The 19,845-nt window shown below is 62.8% G+C and carries 14 protein-coding genes; 7 read left to right on the forward strand and 7 right to left on the reverse strand.

Features of this window, described 5'->3' with window-relative positions; all coding sequences use genetic code 11:
- Both ABNU97_RS09730 and ABNU97_RS09735 read left to right on the forward strand, forming a co-directional pair.
- A partial coding sequence (locus ABNU97_RS09730) for a hypothetical protein (RefSeq protein WP_348766538.1) occupies window positions 1-242 on the forward strand: 242 nt, incomplete at its 5' end.
- A gap of 27 nt (window positions 243-269) precedes the next feature.
- The gene (locus ABNU97_RS09735) at window positions 270-1,823 is read left to right on the forward strand and encodes an MmgE/PrpD family protein (RefSeq protein ID WP_348766539.1); all 1,554 of its coding nucleotides are present in this window, start codon (window positions 270-272) and stop codon (window positions 1,821-1,823) included.
- A 66-nt stretch (window positions 1,824-1,889) separates the two neighbouring features.
- Here the strand turns inward: ABNU97_RS09735 and ABNU97_RS09740 are convergent, their stop codons facing one another.
- Entirely contained in the window at window positions 1,890-2,753 is an 864-nt protein-coding gene (locus tag ABNU97_RS09740; RefSeq protein ID WP_348766540.1) for a restriction endonuclease, read from the reverse strand.
- 174 nt (window positions 2,754-2,927) lie between these two features.
- On the opposite strand from ABNU97_RS09740, the gene ABNU97_RS09745 reads away from it, so the two are divergent.
- The 5 genes from ABNU97_RS09745 (at window position 2,928) to ABNU97_RS09765 (ending at window position 11,293) form a co-directional block, all read left to right on the forward strand.
- Entirely contained in the window at window positions 2,928-4,349 is a 1,422-nt protein-coding gene (locus tag ABNU97_RS09745; RefSeq protein ID WP_348766541.1) for an NAD-dependent succinate-semialdehyde dehydrogenase, read from the forward strand.
- A gap of 169 nt (window positions 4,350-4,518) precedes the next feature.
- Window positions 4,519-5,058, forward strand: coding sequence for a YetF domain-containing protein (locus tag ABNU97_RS09750; RefSeq protein WP_348766561.1), 540 nt, complete (start codon window positions 4,519-4,521; stop codon window positions 5,056-5,058).
- A 253-nt stretch (window positions 5,059-5,311) separates the two neighbouring features.
- Window positions 5,312-6,547 carry a GGDEF domain-containing protein gene (locus tag ABNU97_RS09755; RefSeq protein WP_348766542.1) on the forward strand — a complete coding sequence of 412 codons (1,236 nt, stop codon included), beginning with the start codon at window positions 5,312-5,314 and terminating at the stop codon, window positions 6,545-6,547.
- A gap of 701 nt (window positions 6,548-7,248) precedes the next feature.
- Complete coding sequence (locus ABNU97_RS09760; protein ID WP_348766543.1) at window positions 7,249-9,165, forward strand: hypothetical protein; 1,917 nt, start codon at window positions 7,249-7,251, stop codon at window positions 9,163-9,165.
- Window positions 9,166-9,211: 46 nt separating this feature from the next.
- Complete coding sequence (locus tag ABNU97_RS09765; protein ID WP_348766544.1) at window positions 9,212-11,293, forward strand: bifunctional 2',3'-cyclic-nucleotide 2'-phosphodiesterase/3'-nucleotidase; 2,082 nt, start codon at window positions 9,212-9,214, stop codon at window positions 11,291-11,293.
- A 413-nt stretch (window positions 11,294-11,706) separates the two neighbouring features.
- On the opposite strand, the gene ABNU97_RS09770 is transcribed toward ABNU97_RS09765, so the two are convergent.
- The 6 genes from ABNU97_RS09770 to ABNU97_RS09795 form a co-directional block, all read right to left on the reverse strand.
- Complete coding sequence (locus ABNU97_RS09770) at window positions 11,707-13,527, reverse strand: JDVT-CTERM domain-containing protein (protein ID WP_348766545.1); 1,821 nt, start codon at window positions 13,525-13,527, stop codon at window positions 11,707-11,709.
- Window positions 13,528-13,721: 194 nt separating this feature from the next.
- A complete protein-coding gene (locus tag ABNU97_RS09775) occupies window positions 13,722-14,240 on the reverse strand; it encodes a YgjV family protein (protein WP_348766546.1) in 519 nt (172 codons plus the stop codon).
- 315 nt (window positions 14,241-14,555) lie between these two features.
- Window positions 14,556-16,463: a LamG-like jellyroll fold domain-containing protein gene (locus tag ABNU97_RS09780; RefSeq protein ID WP_348766547.1), complete on the reverse strand. Its 1,908-nt coding sequence runs from the start codon at window positions 16,461-16,463 to the stop codon at window positions 14,556-14,558.
- Between the two features lie 156 nt (window positions 16,464-16,619).
- The gene (locus tag ABNU97_RS09785) at window positions 16,620-17,825 is read right to left on the reverse strand and encodes a GGDEF domain-containing protein (RefSeq protein WP_348766548.1); all 1,206 of its coding nucleotides are present in this window, start codon (window positions 17,823-17,825) and stop codon (window positions 16,620-16,622) included.
- 91 nt (window positions 17,826-17,916) lie between these two features.
- Window positions 17,917-18,630 carry an OmpW family outer membrane protein gene (locus ABNU97_RS09790; protein WP_348766549.1) on the reverse strand — a complete coding sequence of 238 codons (714 nt, stop codon included), beginning with the start codon at window positions 18,628-18,630 and terminating at the stop codon, window positions 17,917-17,919.
- A gap of 205 nt (window positions 18,631-18,835) precedes the next feature.
- A complete protein-coding gene (locus ABNU97_RS09795; protein WP_348766550.1) occupies window positions 18,836-19,774 on the reverse strand; it encodes an exopolyphosphatase in 939 nt (312 codons plus the stop codon).
- Window positions 19,775-19,845 lie beyond the last annotated feature (71 nt).

Genomic DNA, 19,845 nt, shown 5'->3' on the forward strand with positions numbered 1-19,845 from the left:
CCCGATTCGTTCGGGGTGGAACGGTCGCAGCACATCGGTGCTGGGGCCGTTTTTTATTGCCTCATCCGGGCGGTGATTTCTCCGAGCGGCCGCCGAATCACACCGTATTCGCGCCTGCCCAAACCACGATAGATCGACGTATTGCCCTGGTCGACAGGTCGGTTTCGGTGCGTTTGCGGGCGTGGCCAATCGTCAAATCGTTTAACATCGGCCCCACGCAAATGCCGCGCTATGCCGGCTAGCCCGATCAATCAGAAGGAATGTGTTGTATGAGCGCTACGATCCACACCGTTGCCGTCGAGAAAACCAGCGGCGATCTGGCCCGCGAGCAGCAGCTGGCCTGGAAGCTGGCCGAGCTGGCCACGCGGGCGAAGGACGCCCCCCAGGACGACGAAGCCGTGGCGATGGCCAAGAACCGCATCATCGACAACGCCGCGATCGCACTCGGTGCCGCCAACGAGCGCGCGGTCAAGGTGGCACGCTCCGACGCGATGAGTGCCAAGGGCGCCGGCAAGGCGACCGTCTGGGGTCTGACGGATACGTTCGGCCCCGTGCCGGCGGCCTTTGCCAACGCCGTGGCCGTACGGTTTCTCGATAACGACGACTGCTATCTGGCCGCCGAGTATTCGCATCCGGACGACAACATCTCACCGATTATTGCCGTGGGCCAGCATCTGGGCGTGAGCGGTGCGGACATTCTGCGTGGCATCGTGGTGGCCTATGAAGTGCACGTGGCGCTGGTGGGCACGGGCGACGGCACCGGCATCTGCCTGCACAAGCACAAGGTCGATCATATGACCCATATCGCGGCCGGCACCGCGGCCGGTATTTCGTCCATGCTGGGGCTGACCACCGAGCAGACCTATCACGCGATCAACTTCGCCGTGCATAACGCCATTTCCTCGCGCCAGTCGCGCAAGGGCGATATCGGTGCCCAGAAGGAATTCGTGCCGGGCTTTTCGGCCGAGATCTCCATCAAGGCCGTCAACCATGCCATGCACGGCCTCAAGGGCCCGAACCCGGTCTATGAAGGCGTGGACTCCATCATCCGCCGCTTCCTGAATGGTCGTGACGACGAAAACGCGGTCTACAAGGTCGAGCTGGCCGAGCCGGGCGTGGACGCGCTGCGCAACATCATGAAGACCTATCCGAAGCAGTACGCCTTCGAATATCAGGGCCAGGCGATTATCGATCTGGCGCTGCAGCTTCGCGAACAGCTGCCCAAGAAGGGCGACAGCGTGGACCTCGACCAGATCGAGAAGATCGTGCTGGAAACCAGCCATCACACCCACCACGTGATCGGCACCGACGCCCAGGACCCGCAGAAGATAGACCCGGATTCGCCGCGCGGCACGCTGGACCACAGCATCATGTTCGCCATCGCGCGCTGCATTCAGGCCGGTGAGTTCCACAAGGATCGTGCCTACCAGATGACGCAGGACGAAAAAGACGAACTGCGCGCCATCATGGCCCGTATCGAAACGCAGTTCGATCAGCGCTGGGAAGACCTCTACCACGACCAGGACCCGAACGTGCAGGCCTACGGCGGACGCATGATCATCACCCTGGCCGACGGCAGCGAAGTGGCCGACGAGAAGACCCGTGCCAACGCCCACCCCGGCGGCGACACGCCCTGGCAGCGCCCGGACTACGAAGCCAAGCTGGCCGACTACACCAAGGATCTGGTGTCGGACGGCGAACGCGCCCGCTTCATCGAGGCGGTGAACGGCATGGATTCGATCAGCGGCGACGAACTGGCCACGATCAACCTCGTGGTGGACGCCGGCACGCTGGAAACGCCGGATACGCAGGGTATTTACTAAGCGCTTTTCGCCGCTTAGAGAGTCCGCGTAATAACGGCCCCGACGCTTCTGGCGTCGGGGCCGTTTTCATATGGCCTGCGAAAACTTCCCCGGTGCGGGGTCGATGGCCAGCGTCGCGCGACAGGCCGGAAACCTGCTGCAGCCATGAAAGGCCTGACCGGCGTTCGCGCCCTTGCGGGCAATACGTTCGACCATGGGCGCCTGGCAGCGTGGGCATACCGGCGCTGGCTGTGGCGCCAGGGTGGACGTGTTGGCGGCCGAACGCGCGGCGATGGCGTCGCGTTCGGCAATGGCACGACTCGCATCCACCAGCTCGATATTGCGGCCGGTCGCGAACTCTCGGGCCGCGCTTGTAAACTCGCCCACGCCCACCACGAAGCCGCCGGTCGCGCCTTCGGCGACCATCACGCCATAGAGTTCACGCACGACCGCCACGCCGATACGGCTGGCCCGCCAGTGCTTGCACTGGACGAAGAATCGCTCGCCGTCGCGTTTGAGGATCAGATCGATGCCGCCATCGGGACCGGCAGGCGTCGCGGCGACGCGATAGCCTTGTTCTTCAAACCAGCCATGAATGCATTGCTCGAACTGCAGCCAGCGCATCTGCAAAATCGGCGCGGCATCCTCGACGGCACGGGCGCTGGCCAGGAGCTGCCGACGACGACGCTTTCCCAGCAGCGACATGAGTGCGGCCAGAAGCAGAATCGTGGGCGCGATGTACTGGCCGAACAGGCCGGCGGTGCGTATCAGCTGGGCGATGAATACATCGCTGATTTCGGCCGCACTGGTTGCCTGCGGAATGGGCCAATCCACGAGGGCCGCAAAGCCGACGTAGGCGATGGGCGCCAGCGCCAGACAGAGGGTCCAGGGCAGTTTCGCGAACAGCTCGACCCAGCGTTCGAAATCGGATTTTCTTCTACGTCTTGCCACCCATCGCCCCCGGCGTAAGTCTCGGCGCTCGCCGATCGCGGTGTGTCGTCAGAAATGTTGTATCGACCAATTGTTGGCTGGCTTCAGCCGGGGCGGGCGCTGGCCGGAGTGCAAGCACGGGATTGCGAACGCCATAATGTTCGGCTTGGTGCGATCAATAACTTGGAGGAAACGATGTTCATCAACGGCGAATGGCTCGACGGCCGGCCTACGTTTGCAGTGACCAACCCCGCCACGGGCGAGACGATCGATACGGTGCCCGACTGCAACGAAGCCGACATTGACGCCGCGATTGCGGCAGCCCATACGGCATTCGCCGACTGGCGGGGCTCCACCGCCTATTACCGCGCGCAGCTGTTGTATCGCGCCTGGGAGCTGATGACCGAGCGCAAGCGCGAGCTGGCGGAACTGATGACCCGCGAACAGGGCAAGCCGCTCAAGGCCTCGCTGGCGGAAGTCGGCTACGGCGCGGATTTTCTGCTCTGGTTCGCGGAAGAGGCCAAGCGGGTCTATGGCCAGCTGGTGCCCTCGGCGCGCGAAAACCAGCGCTTCATGGTGCGTCGCGATCCGGTGGGTGTGGTCGGCGCGATTACGCCCTGGAACTATCCCATCTCCATGATCACGCGCAAGCTCGGCCCCGCGCTCGCCGCGGGTTGCACCGTGGTACTCAAGCCGGCCGAGAGCACGCCGCTGTGTGCGAAGGCCATGTTCGAAATTTTCGAGGCGGCAGGCTTTCCCAAAGGCGTGGTCAATCTGCTGACCGTGTCCGACCCGACCGCCACCGGGCAGGCGTTTTGTAGCGACGCGCGCGTACGCAAGCTCACCTTCACCGGCTCCACCGCGGTGGGGCGCAAGCTCAACGCCGAGGCCGCGCTGCATCTAAAGCGTGTGTCCATGGAGTTGGGTGGCCACGCGCCGGCGCTGGTCTTCCCCGATGCCGACCCGGTACATGCGGCCAAGGGGCTGTCGCTGGTGAAGTTTCTCAATATGGGCCAGGCCTGTATCAGCCCCAACCGTATCTATGTGCATGAAGATCACTGCGAGGCGTTTTTGGGCGAGCTGACCCGCCGCGTGGCCCGTCTGCGGGTGGGCAACGGCATGGAGGAGGGCATTGGTATAGGCCCGTTGATCAACGAAGCCGCCGTCGACAAGGTGGACGCCCAGGTACAGGACGCCGTCGCTCAGGGCGCCCAGGTGGCGCACGGCGGCGTGCGCATGCGCGAAGGCGCGCTCGCGCAGGGACATTTCTATGCGCCGACGATCGTCTCCGGCGTGACGCCGAAGATGCGTATCTATCGCGAAGAAACCTTCGGCCCGGTGGCGCCGGTAATCACCTATCGTGACGAGGACGACCTGATCGCGCTGGCCAACGATACCGAGTACGGCCTGGCCGCCTATGTGTACAGCGATCGGCTCGACACCTGCATGCGCGCCTTCGAGGGCCTGGATTTCGGCATCATCGGCATCAACGATATCAACCCGACGAGCGCGGCCGCGCCCTTCGGCGGCATGAAGGCCAGCGGCATGGGGCGCGAGGGCGCCCAGGAAGGTATCGCCGAATATCTGGAAACCAAAACCGCCGGCATGGTCGTCTGAGCATCGGTTCTCTACGCCGGAGGCTGCTCGGCGTGTTGTTCGGCCGGGCTGCAGCGGGTCGGCCCGGCGCGCGCCCGATAGGGCGGACGGCCGTTCGGACCGTGCTTTCGGCGGGTGGGCGGGTCGCGTACGCTGCGCCGTCCTTACAACCGATAGTTCGGTGAACGATATGGCGTATGAATGGTTTTTGGCCTCACCGCAGGCGCTGCTGGGTGTGCTTGTCACTACCCTGGCGATGTATGCCGCCGTGCTGGTGTTTGTCCGTGCCGCCGGCGTACGCAGTTTTGCCGAGATGTCGGCGTTCGATGTGGCGATCGTGGTCGCGATCGGCTCGACGATTGCGACCACCATCGTCGCCGAATCGCCCTCGCTGATGGCGGGCGGATTCGCCTTGTTGCTGCTTTACGGCTGTCAGCTCGTGGTATCGCGCTGGCGCTCGCGCATGGCGTCGGTCGAAAGAACGGTGGACAACCGGCCGATACGGCTCATGGGCGAGGGTGGTCGCATGCTGGCCGAAAATATGCGCGTGGCGCGGGTCACCGAAGACGACCTGCGCCGGATCGTGCGCAGCGCCAACATCGTGGACTACACCACGATCCAGGCGGTGGTCATGGAAGGCACCGGCAGCGTGAACGTACTGCATGGTCATTCCGAAGCGCTTGCCGACAGCGCCTGGGTGCTGGAGAACGTACGGGATTATTCGGCGTAATTTCGGTGTGGGCTCGAAGGCGTGGCAAAACCGAAGTGATAGAGCCCAGCGCCGCTTCCTGGGCCGTGGCCGCGAACGGTCGCGGCCTTGCCAATGGGCCCAGATACTTGCCCAAGCACCTGTTTTAGCTGCGGTGCATATAAGCGTGGTATTTAAAAGTCGTGTATCGGTGCTATTTGCGGCTTAAAGGCTGTTTGGCAGGGGTCGATACTGCTTAATGCGCGGTTGGGGAGAGAGGGCTAGAGGGACACAGATGACAGAAGAGGCAACGAGGCTGGAGCGTGCCTTGGCGGCGGATGGTTTGCTCAAGGCAGTTGCGATCGCGCCGGGCCTGGTCGCCGAATACGAACGTTACGTCGAACCGCAGAAGCGCCGGATCCTGGTCGCTGCGGTTATGTTGGGTATTTTCAACTACACCGCTTTCGCGCTGCTGGACTGGTGGGTCCTGACCGATATCATCGGGCTGGTGTGGTTCATGCGGCTGTGTGTCTGCCTGCCGATCGGCTGCCTTGGGCTATATCTGGTCAGCCGGCCGAATATCCCGCTGGTATGGCAACAACTGCTGTCCTGCGTGCTGTGCTGGGGCGGGATCGCCATCTTGTCGGGTCTGATCCTGCTTTCCGACCGGCCGGAGTCACAGGGTTACCTGCTCGGTAACTACGCGCTCATTTTCTTTGCGTTGACGCTCATGGCGCTGCCTGTTCGGATGGCACTGGGGCTTACCGTGGCCACCTTCGCCCTGCTGGCGGCCACCGTTCTGCTCGGGCCCGGCATCGCGCCCGCGTTCAAGATGCCTTATCTGGCGACCGGCGTGGTTCTTCTCATACCCGCGGTGTATGCCAACTGGTCGACCGAGAACGAGCGTCGGCGTCATTTCCTGCTGGTGACGCGCGAAAGAATTCGGCAAAGACAGCTTTCGGAGCAGCGCGATATTCTCGACCGGCTGGCCGCGATCGATCCGTTGACCGGTCTGTCCAACCGGCGCGGGCTGGATATCGCACTGGCCAAGGATATCGAACAGGCTGGCAGCGAGGCATGGGTGGTGCTGGCCATGCTCGATATCGACAGCTTCAAACCGTACAACGACAACTATGGGCATCCGGCGGGCGACGAGGCGCTCAAGCTCGTCGCCAAGGCGTTGGATTATGCGCTGGACGGACGCACGCGCCTGGCTCGTATCGGCGGCGAGGAATTCGTGGCCGTGCGCGTGGCAAGGGAATCGACGGATATCGCGCCGTTCGCGGAACAGTTTCGTGCCGCCGTTGAACGCCTGGCGCTGCCCCATGGCTACAGCGTAACCACGGACGTGGTGACCGTGAGCGTGGGCGCCAGCGCCGGCGTACTGGATGAAGACGGCAGTCTGAAAACGCTGTTTACGATTGCGGACCGCGCCTTGTACGAGGCCAAGACGCAGGGCCGTAATCGGGTGGTCGTATTCGAGCCGCTTGCAGCTTGTGCACGCCAGCAAACGAACACGGAAGCCGTATAACCCACCCCGGGAAAAGGCCGATTCGCGATCGCCGGCGAGTTGCGGCACGGGCGTTTCTCGGCGGCGCGAAAAGTTTGTTCGCGTCGGCGTAAATAGGACTACACTCGATCCAGCGGGCGCAAGCGCGCCGTCCATAGCGACGGCTGAGCGCGCCCGTCCACGCGGGGTTGCGTTTCCCCACCCAGGCGGTCGGCGGGAACACAAACCAGCGCCATTGCCATCGAATGAACAGCCAGGAGCAGTCATCATGAGTAAGGGAATGGATCGCAAGAAGCAGGGCAAGAAAGCGCCTACGCGAACCTTGAAGGAAAAGCGTGCCGAAAAGGCCGCGAAGTCTCAGGACAAGAAATTCTTGTAGACCCGGCTTCGGCCCGGCGTAAGCCTTGGAGAGGCCGGCTTTAGCCGGTATGCAACGTCAGTCCGGTGCGCCGGACTGACGTCTTTCTCGGTGGAACCGGGTTGCCCATTTCGCTTTGGGCACCAAGGCGCAGGCTCTACGCGCGTGCCGACCAGCGGCGCGCCGTGGCCGGTAATGATTCGCTTTATTACTTCGAATCGATTCGCCGCGATCTGATCGGCATCGCTTGGTAACCGAGCGTCTCGCGCCTGGCCCGGTGTGATCACGCGAACGGGTACGATGCATTACATATAGGGGTCATATTCGGCTGCTAGCGTTCCAGGCTTTGAAAGCAGGTGGCGCCATGAAGAGCCGATCGATTCGTACCGGATTTGTCCTGTCCGCGCTGTTGTTTGCGGTCGCGCCTGGCGCGGGCGCTGCGGACTACGACTGGAACTACCCGGCGCCGATCAAGACGCCGAGTGCGGCAGCCGACAACGGCAAGACCGTGCTGTTCGACGTCTCCCACGGGGGCACGCAAGGCAACGCCGACTGGGTACTCGACGGCGCCTTTTCGGACTTTGCGGATGCGCTTGTCGCACGCGGTTATACCGTAGGCGAATACCGCGGCGTCGATAAGAACGACAACGGCATCATCGACTTCGTCGATGACTACAGCGACCCGAGCCAGTCGGCGACCGACGCCAACGAAGCTGTCATTACCTATGCCGGCATTCGCCAGGCCAGCGTGCTGGTACTCGCCGAAAGCAACCGCCCCTTCACCCGCGCCGAACAGGATGCGCTCGAGCGCTTCCTGGCCGAAGGCGGCGGGCTCTATTTCATTGCCGATCATTACAACGCCGATCGCAACCTGAATACCTGGGACGCCACCGAGGTGTTCAACGGCTACAACCGCTCGGATCGCGCCGTCTATAACAAAGGCGGTGCCTACGGCGATCTGCGCAACCCGGGTACGGCGGATGCCGGCTGGCTGGCCGAAACCTTCGGCGTGCGCTATCGCTTCAACGGCATCGACTGGAAATCGGGTGTAAGCGGCATCGAAGACCCGGCTTCGGTCGAGGGGCTGACCGACGGGGTGGCGCCGATCCTCATGGCCGGCGGGTCCACGCTGGCGATCGTCGACCCCAATCGGGCCAAGGGGCTGGTGTATTTCTCGCCCAGCGACAGCCCCGAGAAGTGGGGGCCGGCAGTCGATCGCGGCGTGTATTTCGGCGGCCGCGCGGAAGGCCCCTATGTGGCGATCGCCAAGGCCGGCGCCGGCAAGGCCGCCTTCATCGGCGACTCCAGCCCGATCGAGGACGACACGCCGCGCTATCGTCGCGAAGAGAACGGCGGCGACAAGAGCACCTATCCCGGCTGGACCGATAGCGGCAATGCCGCGCGGCTGTCTAGCCAGGTCGTCGACTGGCTGGCCACGCCGGAAAGCTATACGCAGTTTGCCAGCGCCGCGCATCCGGCCGGCGAAGCCACGCCCACGCCGATGGCCGACGTGGAAAAATCCGACCCCGACAACGGCGCGCCCTGGCGCCAGCCCGATAGCGGCTACGATCCGTTCGATCCGGCCACCTTTGCTGACGGCGCCTACGGGGCCCCGCAGCCGGTGGGCGGCGCTACCTCGTCGCCCGATCCGGATACCGGGAGCGACGTATCGGTGAGCCAGGCACTGGCCGCTAACGAAGGCACCACGCTGACCGCCATCGGGCGCATTACGAGAGCCGTGAACGATCAGTACGCCCTTGAACTGGCCGACCTGAACGACGACTCGGCCACGATCTACGTCAAGCTCGAAGCCGGCGATCGTGAGCGTTTCAGCCCGCAGAACGACCCCTCGCTGGTCGGAAAGACCCTGCGCGTAACCGGCACCCGCGATACCTATATCGACGGGCCGAGCCTGGAATCGACGCGCGATCTTGAAATCGTCGACGCCTCGGCCGGCAACGACGCCGGCGACTGCGGTGACGACAACGGCGTATCAGTGGCCACGGCCCGTGCGGCCTCCAACGGTACGTCGCTGGACGTGGTGGGCCGGGTGATCGAAGGCGTGAACGACCCCTATGCGCTACGCCTGGGCGACCTGGCAGCCAGCGCCACCATCGTGGTCAAGCTCGAATCCGGCCAGCGCGGCATGTACAGCCCGGCCAACAACCCCGGCATCGTCGACGAGACCGTCTCCGTTCGCGGCGGTATGCGCGACGAATATGCCGGCGAGGCCAGCATCGAGTCGGTGGATTCGCTCGCGATCGTGCAGTGCGACGGTTAATAAACCCTTCGTTCTTAGCTTTTCACATCATTCTGCGGTTTACATCATGACTTCGATTCAACGTATGCCCTTGCTGTCGAAACGCATGCTCGTTTTTGGCGCGCTCGCGCTGGGCGTCGTCCTCAGTGGCTGTAGCGACGACAACGACGACGATACGGTGGCGCGCGATAACACTGGCTCGGATGCGAGCCCCGCACAGACGGCCACGGTGGATTTCCGGGTGATGGAAACCACCGATATCCACGCCAACGTCAACGACTACAACTACTACAACGACACGCCGGACCCGGGCATCGGCCTGGTGCGTACCGCGACGCTCGTTCATCAAGCCCGCGAGGAAATGGACGTCACCGGCAATACCATGCTGGTCGACAACGGCGATCTCATCCAGGGCAGCCCGATGGGCGACTGGCGTGCCGCCGAGGGGCTGGCCAAGGGTGAGGTACACCCGGTCTATACGGCCATGAATACGCTCAACTATGTCGTGGCCAACTACGGCAACCACGAGTTCAACTACGGGCTGGACTATCTGGCCAACGCCGTCGATGACGCCAACTTCGGCTATATCAGCGCCAACATCTTCAAGGACGACGGCGACGATAATCCCGACAACGACGTGCCGTACTTCGAGCCTTACAAGCTGGTCACCCAGTCGCTGACCGACCGCGATGGTCGCCAGCACGAGATCACGGTCGGCTTTATCGGCTTCGTGCCGCCGCAGATCATGCAGTGGGATCGCTCCAATCTGGAAGGCACTGTCGTCACCAAGGACATCAAGGCCATGGCCGAGCGCTATGTGCCCGAGATGAAGGAGAAGGGCGCCGATCTGGTGGTGGCGATCGCCCATTCCGGCGTGAATACCGAAGACTACGACCCGGCCAAGCGCGCCGAGAACAGCAGCTGGTATCTCGCCGATGTGCCCGGTATCGACGCCATCCTCATGGGCCATGCCCATCTGGTGTTCCCCGGCCCGGCGTTTGCCGATACGCCGGATGTCGATCTCGAGCGGGGCGCGATCAAGGGCGTACCCGCGGTCATGCCCGGCTTCTGGGGCGATCATCTGGGCATCGTGGACTTCACGCTCAACTACGACCCCGATACCGAGACCTGGAGCGTGGCCGATTCGAAAGCCGTCGCCCGGCCGATCTTTGCCGACGGCAAGTCGCTGGTGGAAGCCGACGGCACCATCAAGGCGCTCATCGCCAGCGACGACCAGGCCACCCGCGACTACATGAGCCAGCCGCTGGGCGAATCCACCGACGATATCTTCAGCTTCCTGGCGCTGGTCAAGGACGATCCGTCGGTCCAGATCGTGGCCGATTCCCAGAAGGCCTACGTGGAAAATCTGATCAAGGGCGACGTCAACCTGCAGGATCTGCCGGTTCTGTCGGCCGCCGCGCCGTTCAAGGCCTGCGATCGCAACGGCGTCTGTGCCAACGAAAGCGACTTCACCACCGTGCCCGAGGGCGAACTGACCCTGCGCAATGCTGCAGACCTGTATCTCTACCCGAATACGCTGGTCGCGGTGAAGGTCACCGGCCGCGAACTCAAGGGCTGGCTGGAATGCTCGGCGTCGCAGTTCTTCCAGATCGACCCTGAGTCAAGTGAGCCGCAGCCCCTGGTCAACTACACCGGCTTTCCCACCTACAACTTCGACGTGATCGACGGCGTGAGCTATCAGATCGACGTCACCCAGCCGCCGCGCTTTGACCGTAACTGCCAGGTGGTGAACGCCGACGCCAATCGTATCCGCAACCTGAGCTATGACGGCCAGGCGGTGCGTGACGATCAGGAATTCATCGTGGCCACCAACAACTATCGCGCCAACGGCGGCCAGTTCCCGGGCACCGGCCCCGATCACATCTTGTTCAACTCGCCCGACGCCAATCGCACGATTCTGGCCGACTATATCCGCGATAACACGCCGGTCACGCCCACGGCCGACGGCAACTGGCGGTTTGCGCCCATCCAGAGCGGCGTGGATCTCACGCTGACCTTCCGGGTGCCCAACACCGACCGCGCCCGCAACTTCGTCGAGGAGCAGTCCATGGCCAGCGATGCCTTCGACGCGCGTTTCATACGCGTGAACGACAACGACGAGCGGGTCTACGAACTGAACCTGCAATAAGCCAATTCGGCCAACTCGGGCCCGCTGTCTGAACGGTTTCAGGCAGCGGGCTTTTTGTTTGCGAACGCCCGGTGGTTTTTTCGCACAGCCACGAGTTCGAGGGCAGCGGGTCGCGTCGCCCGGGTTGGCAAGGCCTGTTACCAAGCCAGGCTGGAGCCGCGTGCTCTGCGCTTTGACCGATGACTCACTCGACCATCGGTTTACGCACCGCCCGGGCTGAGCGCCTGGCAGACCAGCCGCCGACTGTGCGTCTGGTGCCAACGGGTCGACTAGCGTCATGCGCTGCGCCAGACGTTCGGTAGCGACGCGCGAGCAAGCTACCGTAGTCCAGAGCAGGCAACGTCACCGGTCCGATGCGACGCTTGGGCAACAGCCCCGCGCCCTAGGCGAGGGGCCGCATGCGGCGCAGCCTTTTACTGGGCCGCCCGGCGAACGTCTACACGTTTGCGATGACGACTGGCCAGCAGCAACCCGGCACAGGCGAGCAGAATGAAGAACGTCGGATCGAAAGCCGCGTTGCCGGCCATCGTGCAGCCGCCCCCGCTGCCACTATCGTCGTCCTCGTTCGCTTCGGCGTCGCTGGCATCGCCTGCGCTGTCGGCGGTAACCGAAACGCTGGCGCTATCGCGATTATTACCGGTATCCGAGGATTCGTCGCTATCGAACTGGCGGGCCGTGACCGCAACCGTGCTTTCCAGGGTTTGTAGCTTATCGCCGGCCGTAGCGGTAATGCGCGCGGACAGGCTTTCGCCGGCGTACAACGCCCCGGCGAGCCGGCAGGTTCGCGTAGTGGCGGCTGCTGTGTTGCAGTCGAAGCTGCGTCCGTCGAGCGCGCTCTGATCGGATATCGTGATCTCTGACAGGCCAGCCGGCAGCGTGACCGTCGTGACTACGCCGGTGGCCGCACCGATGGCCTGGTTGATCGTGTTCGCGCCGGGGAGTTCGGTGCGCACGGGTGCCGCAATTTCGTGGTTGTTATCGACCGCCAGTCGATAGCCGACCGTTGCGCCGGGCGCGACCGAATTGTTCGCGGGTACCAGACTGACCGCCAGATCCACGTTTTCCGCGCCGACGTAGCGCCGCGCATAAATGCCTCGGTCGGGCGAATTGTCAGAGATTTCAGTCCAGATTGCAGCGTAGTCGCCGTCGGCATCGCTGGCGACATCAAGGTATGCCGGCGTCTGGCCGCTGTAGAGCGTGACGACTTCGGCGGGTTCGCCCTGTGCGTTATAACGTCGGGCAAAGACTTCATCGTTACCACGCCAGAGGACAACGAACCGTCCCTTGGCATCGTAGGCGAGACGGGGGTCACGATTGCCTTCATTACCGCTCACCTGGAACTGCTCTCCCAGTGGCTGGCCTGTGCTATCGAAACGGCGGGCGGTCACGATTTCGGCGTCGTCGTCGCTCCAGGCCACGACGAACCGGCCCTCGGTGTCCATGTCGACTGCAGTCCTGAATGAATCGGTCGCGTCGCTATTTACCTGAATGGGGTCGCCTAGCCGTTGGCCCTGCGCATCGAACAGCTGGACGTAGACCGACGCATTCCTCGTCGAATCGCTGCGGCCGTCGATATAGCTGGCCACGAATGCACCCGACGGCGCGATCGCGACGTCGGTAATCAACTCGTTGTCGTCGTCGACAAGCGTAAACATGTCGCTTGTCGCGTCGCCCTGGTCGTTGAAACGCTGGATGACCTGGGCGCCGAACACGGTATCGTTATCGATGGGCCAGGCCACGGCCATATCGCCATTGTCGTTGACGTCCATATCGGCCAGCCCGTTTGCGTTGGCGGTAAGTATCGAACGGCCGCCTGTCGCCTGAAAGTCCCGGTCGAAGCGTTGCAGTACCAGCGGTCGCTCGCCGCTATTGGCTTCTGGCAGCTGATTCCAGACCAGCACGATATCGCCGTCCGATTCCATAGCAGCTTCGCTATCCAGACGACTCTCTGCTGCAGTGAGCGTATCGATTATGACGGGTTCGCCCAAACCATCGCTGTTGTTTGGAAACCGTCGAGCGAGGATCGCATCGTTATCGTCGCTCTGATTTGCCTCATAAAGGGTGACGACGTTGCCGAGAGCGTCGCTGAGTATGGCTATACCCTGTGCCGAATTATTATCGGTAACTGTCTGTGCGTCTTCGAGCGGACTATCCGCCATATCCGTATTGGCGCCGGCCAGTGTGGCACCGAGCAACAGCACCGAAAAAGATAGGCCGCGGCCAAGCGCAGCCATGCCTGATATCCCGTATCGCATCCCCGTCCCCCTATTCAAATTGTGATCCGCCTGCAGGTATTGTTTTTTGAGCAGTCGTGTTCGAGAACACGCGGATTCTATTCGCTACGTTTTTCGTTCCCTTGACTAACCTATGCAGGCGCCAGTACGCCGTCAAACAGGGCCTCGTCGGAGTAATGGGAAAGATGCCGCGATCAGTCTTGTCTGCGGGCGCGATAGAGCCTGACGATGGTGACCAGGTTGGTCACCAGAATGAGGGACTCGGCCAGGGTGCCGCCGATTGAGCCGACCAGCAGGTTGCTGATCACCCAGCAGAAGGCGGCCACTGCCAGCAGCCAGCGCATGGCAATGCCCTCAAGCATGAACATGCCGTAGGTGCCGATCAGGCCTGCCGCCAGGGCCCAGCCATCGCGGGGCGCGGACCAGGTCAGCACGGCGGCGATTACGGTCAGGCCTGCCATGACCCGCATGACGGCCGCGCTGCCCTTGTAGCGCCGGACCCAATGGATACGCAGCACGATCAGGGCGGCGATCGCGGCGGCGGCCCAGCTGCGAAACATCGCGAACTGCAGGGCGAAGGCGACGTTGGCGAACAACAGTAAAAAGAACAGGCGATCGTCGCGCTTGCTGGCAAAACCGGCTACGCATAGCGTCAGCGCAATCAGGCCGAATGCCTGGCCCGCAAGCCAGCGCAGGGAAAGATCATCGAACATGCGGCCGGGCCGACACGATAAGCACAGCAGGCAACGCTGACCGAAACGAGCGCTGGGATCAAGCCCGAGCCGGCGGACGTGGCGTTGCTTCGCGAGGCAGGCCTTCGGCTACGTTCAACGCAGATGAGCGCACACCGGGGCCGCACCCTGTGCGGCTTTCGTCGACTGGTCGATCGTTGCGGGGAGGGATGGAAAAAGCGCCCGCCAAATGAGGGATGACGGGCGAGGAGGGGGTGAGGCATTCGAGCCTCTCGAGTGTATTGATAGAAGCCCGGCCCGCGCGCCGATCGTGCGGCGGCGGGCCGGTGTGCTTTTTTACTGGCTATAAAGCCATTCGGACGGTTCGAGTACGCGACTGTTGATGCGTACTTCGGCAATGTCGCCAAAGAACAGGTTGCCGGGATCGTTCTCGGTGCCGTTCATGCCGATCGACCACGGGCGGCCGGGGGCGGCGAGCAGCCCCTGCTTGACCGCCTGGGCCGAGCGCATGGTCTGCTGGCCATTGACGTACATACGCAGGTATTCGCCGTCGTTGACCAGCGCAACGTGGTACCAGCGCTCGCGATCGAGCTCCCAGGACCAGGCATCTTCCATCTTGCCGTTCTGGGACACCGTCACCCACTGCATTTCTGCCAGCGAAGAGATGTTGAGTCCCGGCGCGGTGTCGCCGCCGCTGCAATCCAGGTTATGGAAGTTGCAGATATCGCTGACGTTGCGCAGATGGTTGAGCACGCCCGCCCAGTCGTAGGCGTCGGCGGACCAGTCGCGCGGCAGGCGTACGACCGCTTCGATGGTGTACTGCGGCAGATAACCGCCGTTGCCGCTGGCGGCCTCGTCAAACGTCAGCCCTGGCGCGTCGCTGCGCAGATAGTAGCCGGAATAGCCGCCGTTCGGCGTGAACCGTGCCGAGCCCCTGGCATGGCCGAAGGCGGGCGCATCGTCGACGACGCGGAAATACTGTGATTCATCGGCGCTGCCCGGTGCCAGTCCGGTGAGCTGCATGGTGTTGCCGTTGCCCGAGGCATCGATGAACGCGGGATTGCCGTTGGCGCCCGTGACCTGATGGTCTTCGTCCAGAATCCAGTAGGCTTCGGTGCCGTCGATATTGCCGGCAGAGGCGGGAAGCGCGTTCTGGTTCAGGCCGGCGAAGCGTTCATCGAAGTCCATCGGTACGCTGAAGTTCCAGCGCTCGACTTCATCTTCGGGCCCGCGCTCGGCTTGCGGGATGGCGGCCGCCCACGGCGAGAAAGAACGGAACCGCAGCATGTCGTTGTCGGTGTCGAACGTAATGAGCTGCAGCATGCCGTTGCCGCCCCAGAAGCCGGACTGGTAGTCCACGACTTCCATGAACACATCGCGACCATAGCGGTTCTTGGCGATCATCGACGCTTCGCCATGGTGGTGGCCGTTGATGGTCAGAAAGATCTGGTCGTTGTCGTAGATCAGACCCTGCCAGAGCCGCAGCCCGTGGTCGGTGAAAATGGCGTTGGTGTCGCCTTCATCGCCGGCGCCGATGTTGAGCAGCTGATGCGTGGTCAGAATGGTCGGCATGTTCGGATGCGCGTCCAGCACCGACTGGGCCCAGTCGATGGTGGCGAAGGCGGTACGCCAGTCCAGCGCGAGAACCAGATACTGGCGCTCGGCACCCTGAAAGATGTGGTAGCTACCGAAGCCGGTCGGGTCGGCGCCCTGGAACGTCGCGAAACGTGCCGCCTGCTGATCGGGCGAGAAATAGTCGAGATAGGGCTCGGCCGCCAGGTCGCGCTCGGTGTCGTACTGCCAGGATTGCAGCACGTCGTGGTTACCGGCCAGCACGCTGTAGGGCGTTTGTGGGTTGTCGTTGAGCACCGACAGCGACTGCATGGCCGCCGTCCATTCCTGGGGCGAATCGGCCAGGTCGACCACATCGCCCAGATGCATCGTGAAAGCGATCTTCTCGGCCTGGTAGTTGTTGGCGATCCAGCGGGTCTGGGCGTCGAAGCGCTCGGGCGAATAACGCGAGTACTTCTGGGTATCCGGCAATACCGCAAGCGTGAATGCGTTGGCCGCCTCGGTGTCGTTCGTGGTGTCGTCTTCGCTCTGGTCGCCACCGGTTGCGGGCGTGTCGGTCACGCGGTCGTTGTCGTCGTCGCTGCATCCGGTCAGCGCCAGCGCGACAAGCAGGATCAGCAGCATCGCAAACAGGCTGCGCGATCGTCGATATCGTTCGTGCCAATGTTCCATGGCTTAACAGTCCCCTTGTATGAAAATGAGACAAGAGGGTGTTGCCCGGATATTAACGTTTCGCTAAATCACCTCGGAAATGTTTGAAAATAAATATTTCTTTTATCCAGTGCCCCAAAGGCAGGCGGCTTCGATCGGCCATGACCGGCCCGGTATCTAAGTGTCCTTTGGTGTCGGTTCGTGGCCGGGTTGTTCCGCGTTTGCCGAGGCCGCGGCCTCGAACCGGCATACGCGGTTGCGGCCGTCGCCTTTAGCTCGATAGAGCGCCTGATCGGCACGATTGATGGCCGCTTCGTAATCCGCGTCCTCTGTCTGGGTTGTGGCCACACCGATACTGACCGTGACCTGCAGGCTCTGATCGCCGACTGCGAAAGGCTGCGCTTCGGTCTGTTCGCGCAGACGTTGGGCGAGCGCTTCGGCTTCGTCAGGCCCGGTGCGCGGCAAGATGACCAGAAACTCTTCGCCGCCCCAGCGAATCGCGCTGTCGCTCGTTCGGATGGTCTGCCCCAGGCGTTTGGCGAAGGTTCGCAGCACCGTATCGCCGCCGTCGTGGCCCAAGCGGTCGTTGATGATCTTGAAGTAGTCGATATCGGCCAGCAGAACGCTCGACTGCGCACCGCGCGCGGCGTCGCGGCGCTGGCGCCGCTGCGCGTTGACCACGCCGCGCCGGTTGGCCAGGCCGGTCAGCGGATCGGTTTCTGCCTGGAGCCGGAGATTGAGGTTGGCCCGTTCGGCGGCCATGGCGATGAAGCCGAAATAGACCAGCACACAGGCGACCTGGTCGACGAGCATCACCGGGCCGCTATAGGCCAGCGGGGTGAGCGGATTCTGAGTGAACAGCAGTTGGAAGATGGGCGGCACGAGAGCGAGGAAGTACATCAGGACCGCCAGCCCGATCACGTACGGCGCAAACAGTTGCCGATCCAGTCTGGGTACGAGCCGTTTGAGAAAAAGCAGGAGAATCAGTGCCGCGCTCGCATAATAGCCGGCCTGGACATAGTGGCTCGGAATGCCGATCAAGGGCGTCATTACCGGTGCGCAGACGAGCAGCGCGAAGGTCCTCAGCAATGGCCGCGGGTGGAGCCTGTGCTCGTAGAAAACCCGCAGCCCGCTCCACGAGAACAACAGGCTGCAGAGCAGCAGCGTGATCGTGAGCACCGTCAACGGGTGGTTTGGATTTTGCAGCGCCTCGGCCTGGCTGATGTTGAGCAGCATGCCGGCGGTGGAGGCGACGAGTGCTGCCCACCAGTGGCGCAGATAGCGTTCCGAGGGAAGGCTCAGCACCGTGGTCGTGAACACGACCAGAAACGCCGCGCGGCTGATCACGCTCGCCAGATAGAGCGTTTCGATATCGATGTTCATGACAATCGACCAATGGCCCGCCCGATGCGCAGGCCCACGAACACGCGGCGGGCCGGCATCGGACACGTTGCATGCGCGCTGGCCCGACGCATTAGAAGCGGTAGCCGAGCCCGGCGGCGAACGCGACCGTGGCCATATCGATTCGGGTGCGGAACTGCTCGCTTTCGAAGATATAGGTCGGCGGCATGAGATAGCGCAGGCTCATACCGGCATACCAGTCGCCGCCGAGGTGATAATCGAACCCTGCATTGAGCAGCGGGCTGGTGATCGATTCGACCTCGAAGTCTGGAATGCCTTCGGCAGGCTCCACGTCGTGTGCCCAGGTGTAATCGATGCCCGCACCCACATAGGGTTTGAACGCCGAGCCCAGCACGAAGTGGTACTGGAGGGTCGCCGCTACCGTGCCCGAGGTGACCGTGCCCACGTCCAGCTTGGCCACCGGCAAGGCCGAGTTGCGCACGCTGTAATCCTGTTCGTGCAGGCCGCCAAGCAGCTCGATGGACCAGTGCGACGTGAAAAAATAGCTGATATCGAAACCGGGCTGGATCGACGAGGGAATATCGACCTCGCCGCCGATGGGTTCGACATCCGAGGTCACATCCACGGGAACCACAGCAACGATCACGGCGCGCACCAGCCAGTCGCCGCCTTCGAAATCCCCGGTCTGTGCTGGCGCGGCGCTCGCGACCGAAGCCAGCAGCGTGCATGCCCAACTCAGGGCAACGACGGTTCGCCCCCAGCCAATTGCTTCACGCGGGTGGTATCGCCGGCCGGGGGCGCGTTTTTGTCGAAAGTGGAATGACATTGCCCGGGCCTGGCCTAGCGTGTGCGGGGATTGTTAACCGAATAACGGCGCGTGATCCTCGCGCTTTAACAGGCCGGACGGGGCCTTTAGCGTGTCGAAACAGAAGGCAGGGGGACGCTCCGTGTTGGCCCCGGGGCAGGCACAACGCAGAGAAAACGGCCGCTCCCGAGAGCGGCCGCCTCGCCAAAAGCACGGTCGGGCGGCGTCAGCCGTCGGCGGTAATACGCGCGATGAGTTCGTCGCGAACCGTCTCGGCGCGGGCGCTATCGACCTGACAGGTGCCAGCCGCAGCATGGCCACCACCGCCGTATTCCAGCATCAGCTTGCCGACGTCGGTATTCGAGGATTTGTCGAAGATGCTCTTGCCGACGGCGAACACCGTGTTCTGCTGGCGAAAGCCCCACATCACGTGCATGGAGATGTTGGTTTGCGGGAACAGCGCATAGATGATGAAGCGGTTGCCCGCCCAGATGGTGTCTTCATCGCGCAGATCGAGCACCACCAGATTGTCGTGAACGCTGGCACAGCGTTTGACCTGTTCCTCGAACTTCGCCTGCTGCTCGAAGTAGAGATCGGTGCGTTCCTTGACGTCGGGCAGGGCCAGCACTTCGTCGACGTCGTGATGCAGGCAGTAGTCGATCAGTTCCATCATCAGCTGATAGTTGCTGATACGGAATTCGCGAAAACGGCCCAGGCCGGTACGCGCGTCCATGATGAAGTTCATCAGGTCCCAGCCCTGCGGGTTGAGGACCTGATCCTTGTTGAAGTCGGCCGAATCGCCGCGGTCCACGGCTTCCATCATGTCTTCGGAAATACGCGGAAAGCGTTGCTTGCCGCCGTAATAGTCGTATACCACACGGGCAGCCGAGGGGGCCTTCGGATCGATGATGTGGTTATCGCGCTGGCCTACGCGCAGCGTTTCCGAGGAGTGATGATCGAAGGCCAGATGCACGCCTTCCACATAGGGCAGGTTGGTGGTGATGTCGCGATCGTTGATCTCGATCTTGCCGTCTTGCATGTCCTTCGGATGGACGAACTTGATGTCGTCGATCAACTGCAGCTCCTTGAGCAGCATGGCGCATACCAGGCCGTCGAAGTCGCTACGGGTGACAAGACGGTAAGGATGATCGGCGGTCGTGGTCATAATCCGGTTTCCAGCTGAGCAGGTCGGTCGAAAGGCAGACATGGCCGCGCCCCGAGTGGACACGCAGCGAC

Origin of the sequence: uncultured Salinisphaera sp. (genome assembly GCF_964012375.1) — a bacterium.
GTDB lineage: Bacteria > Pseudomonadota > Gammaproteobacteria > Nevskiales > Salinisphaeraceae > Salinisphaera.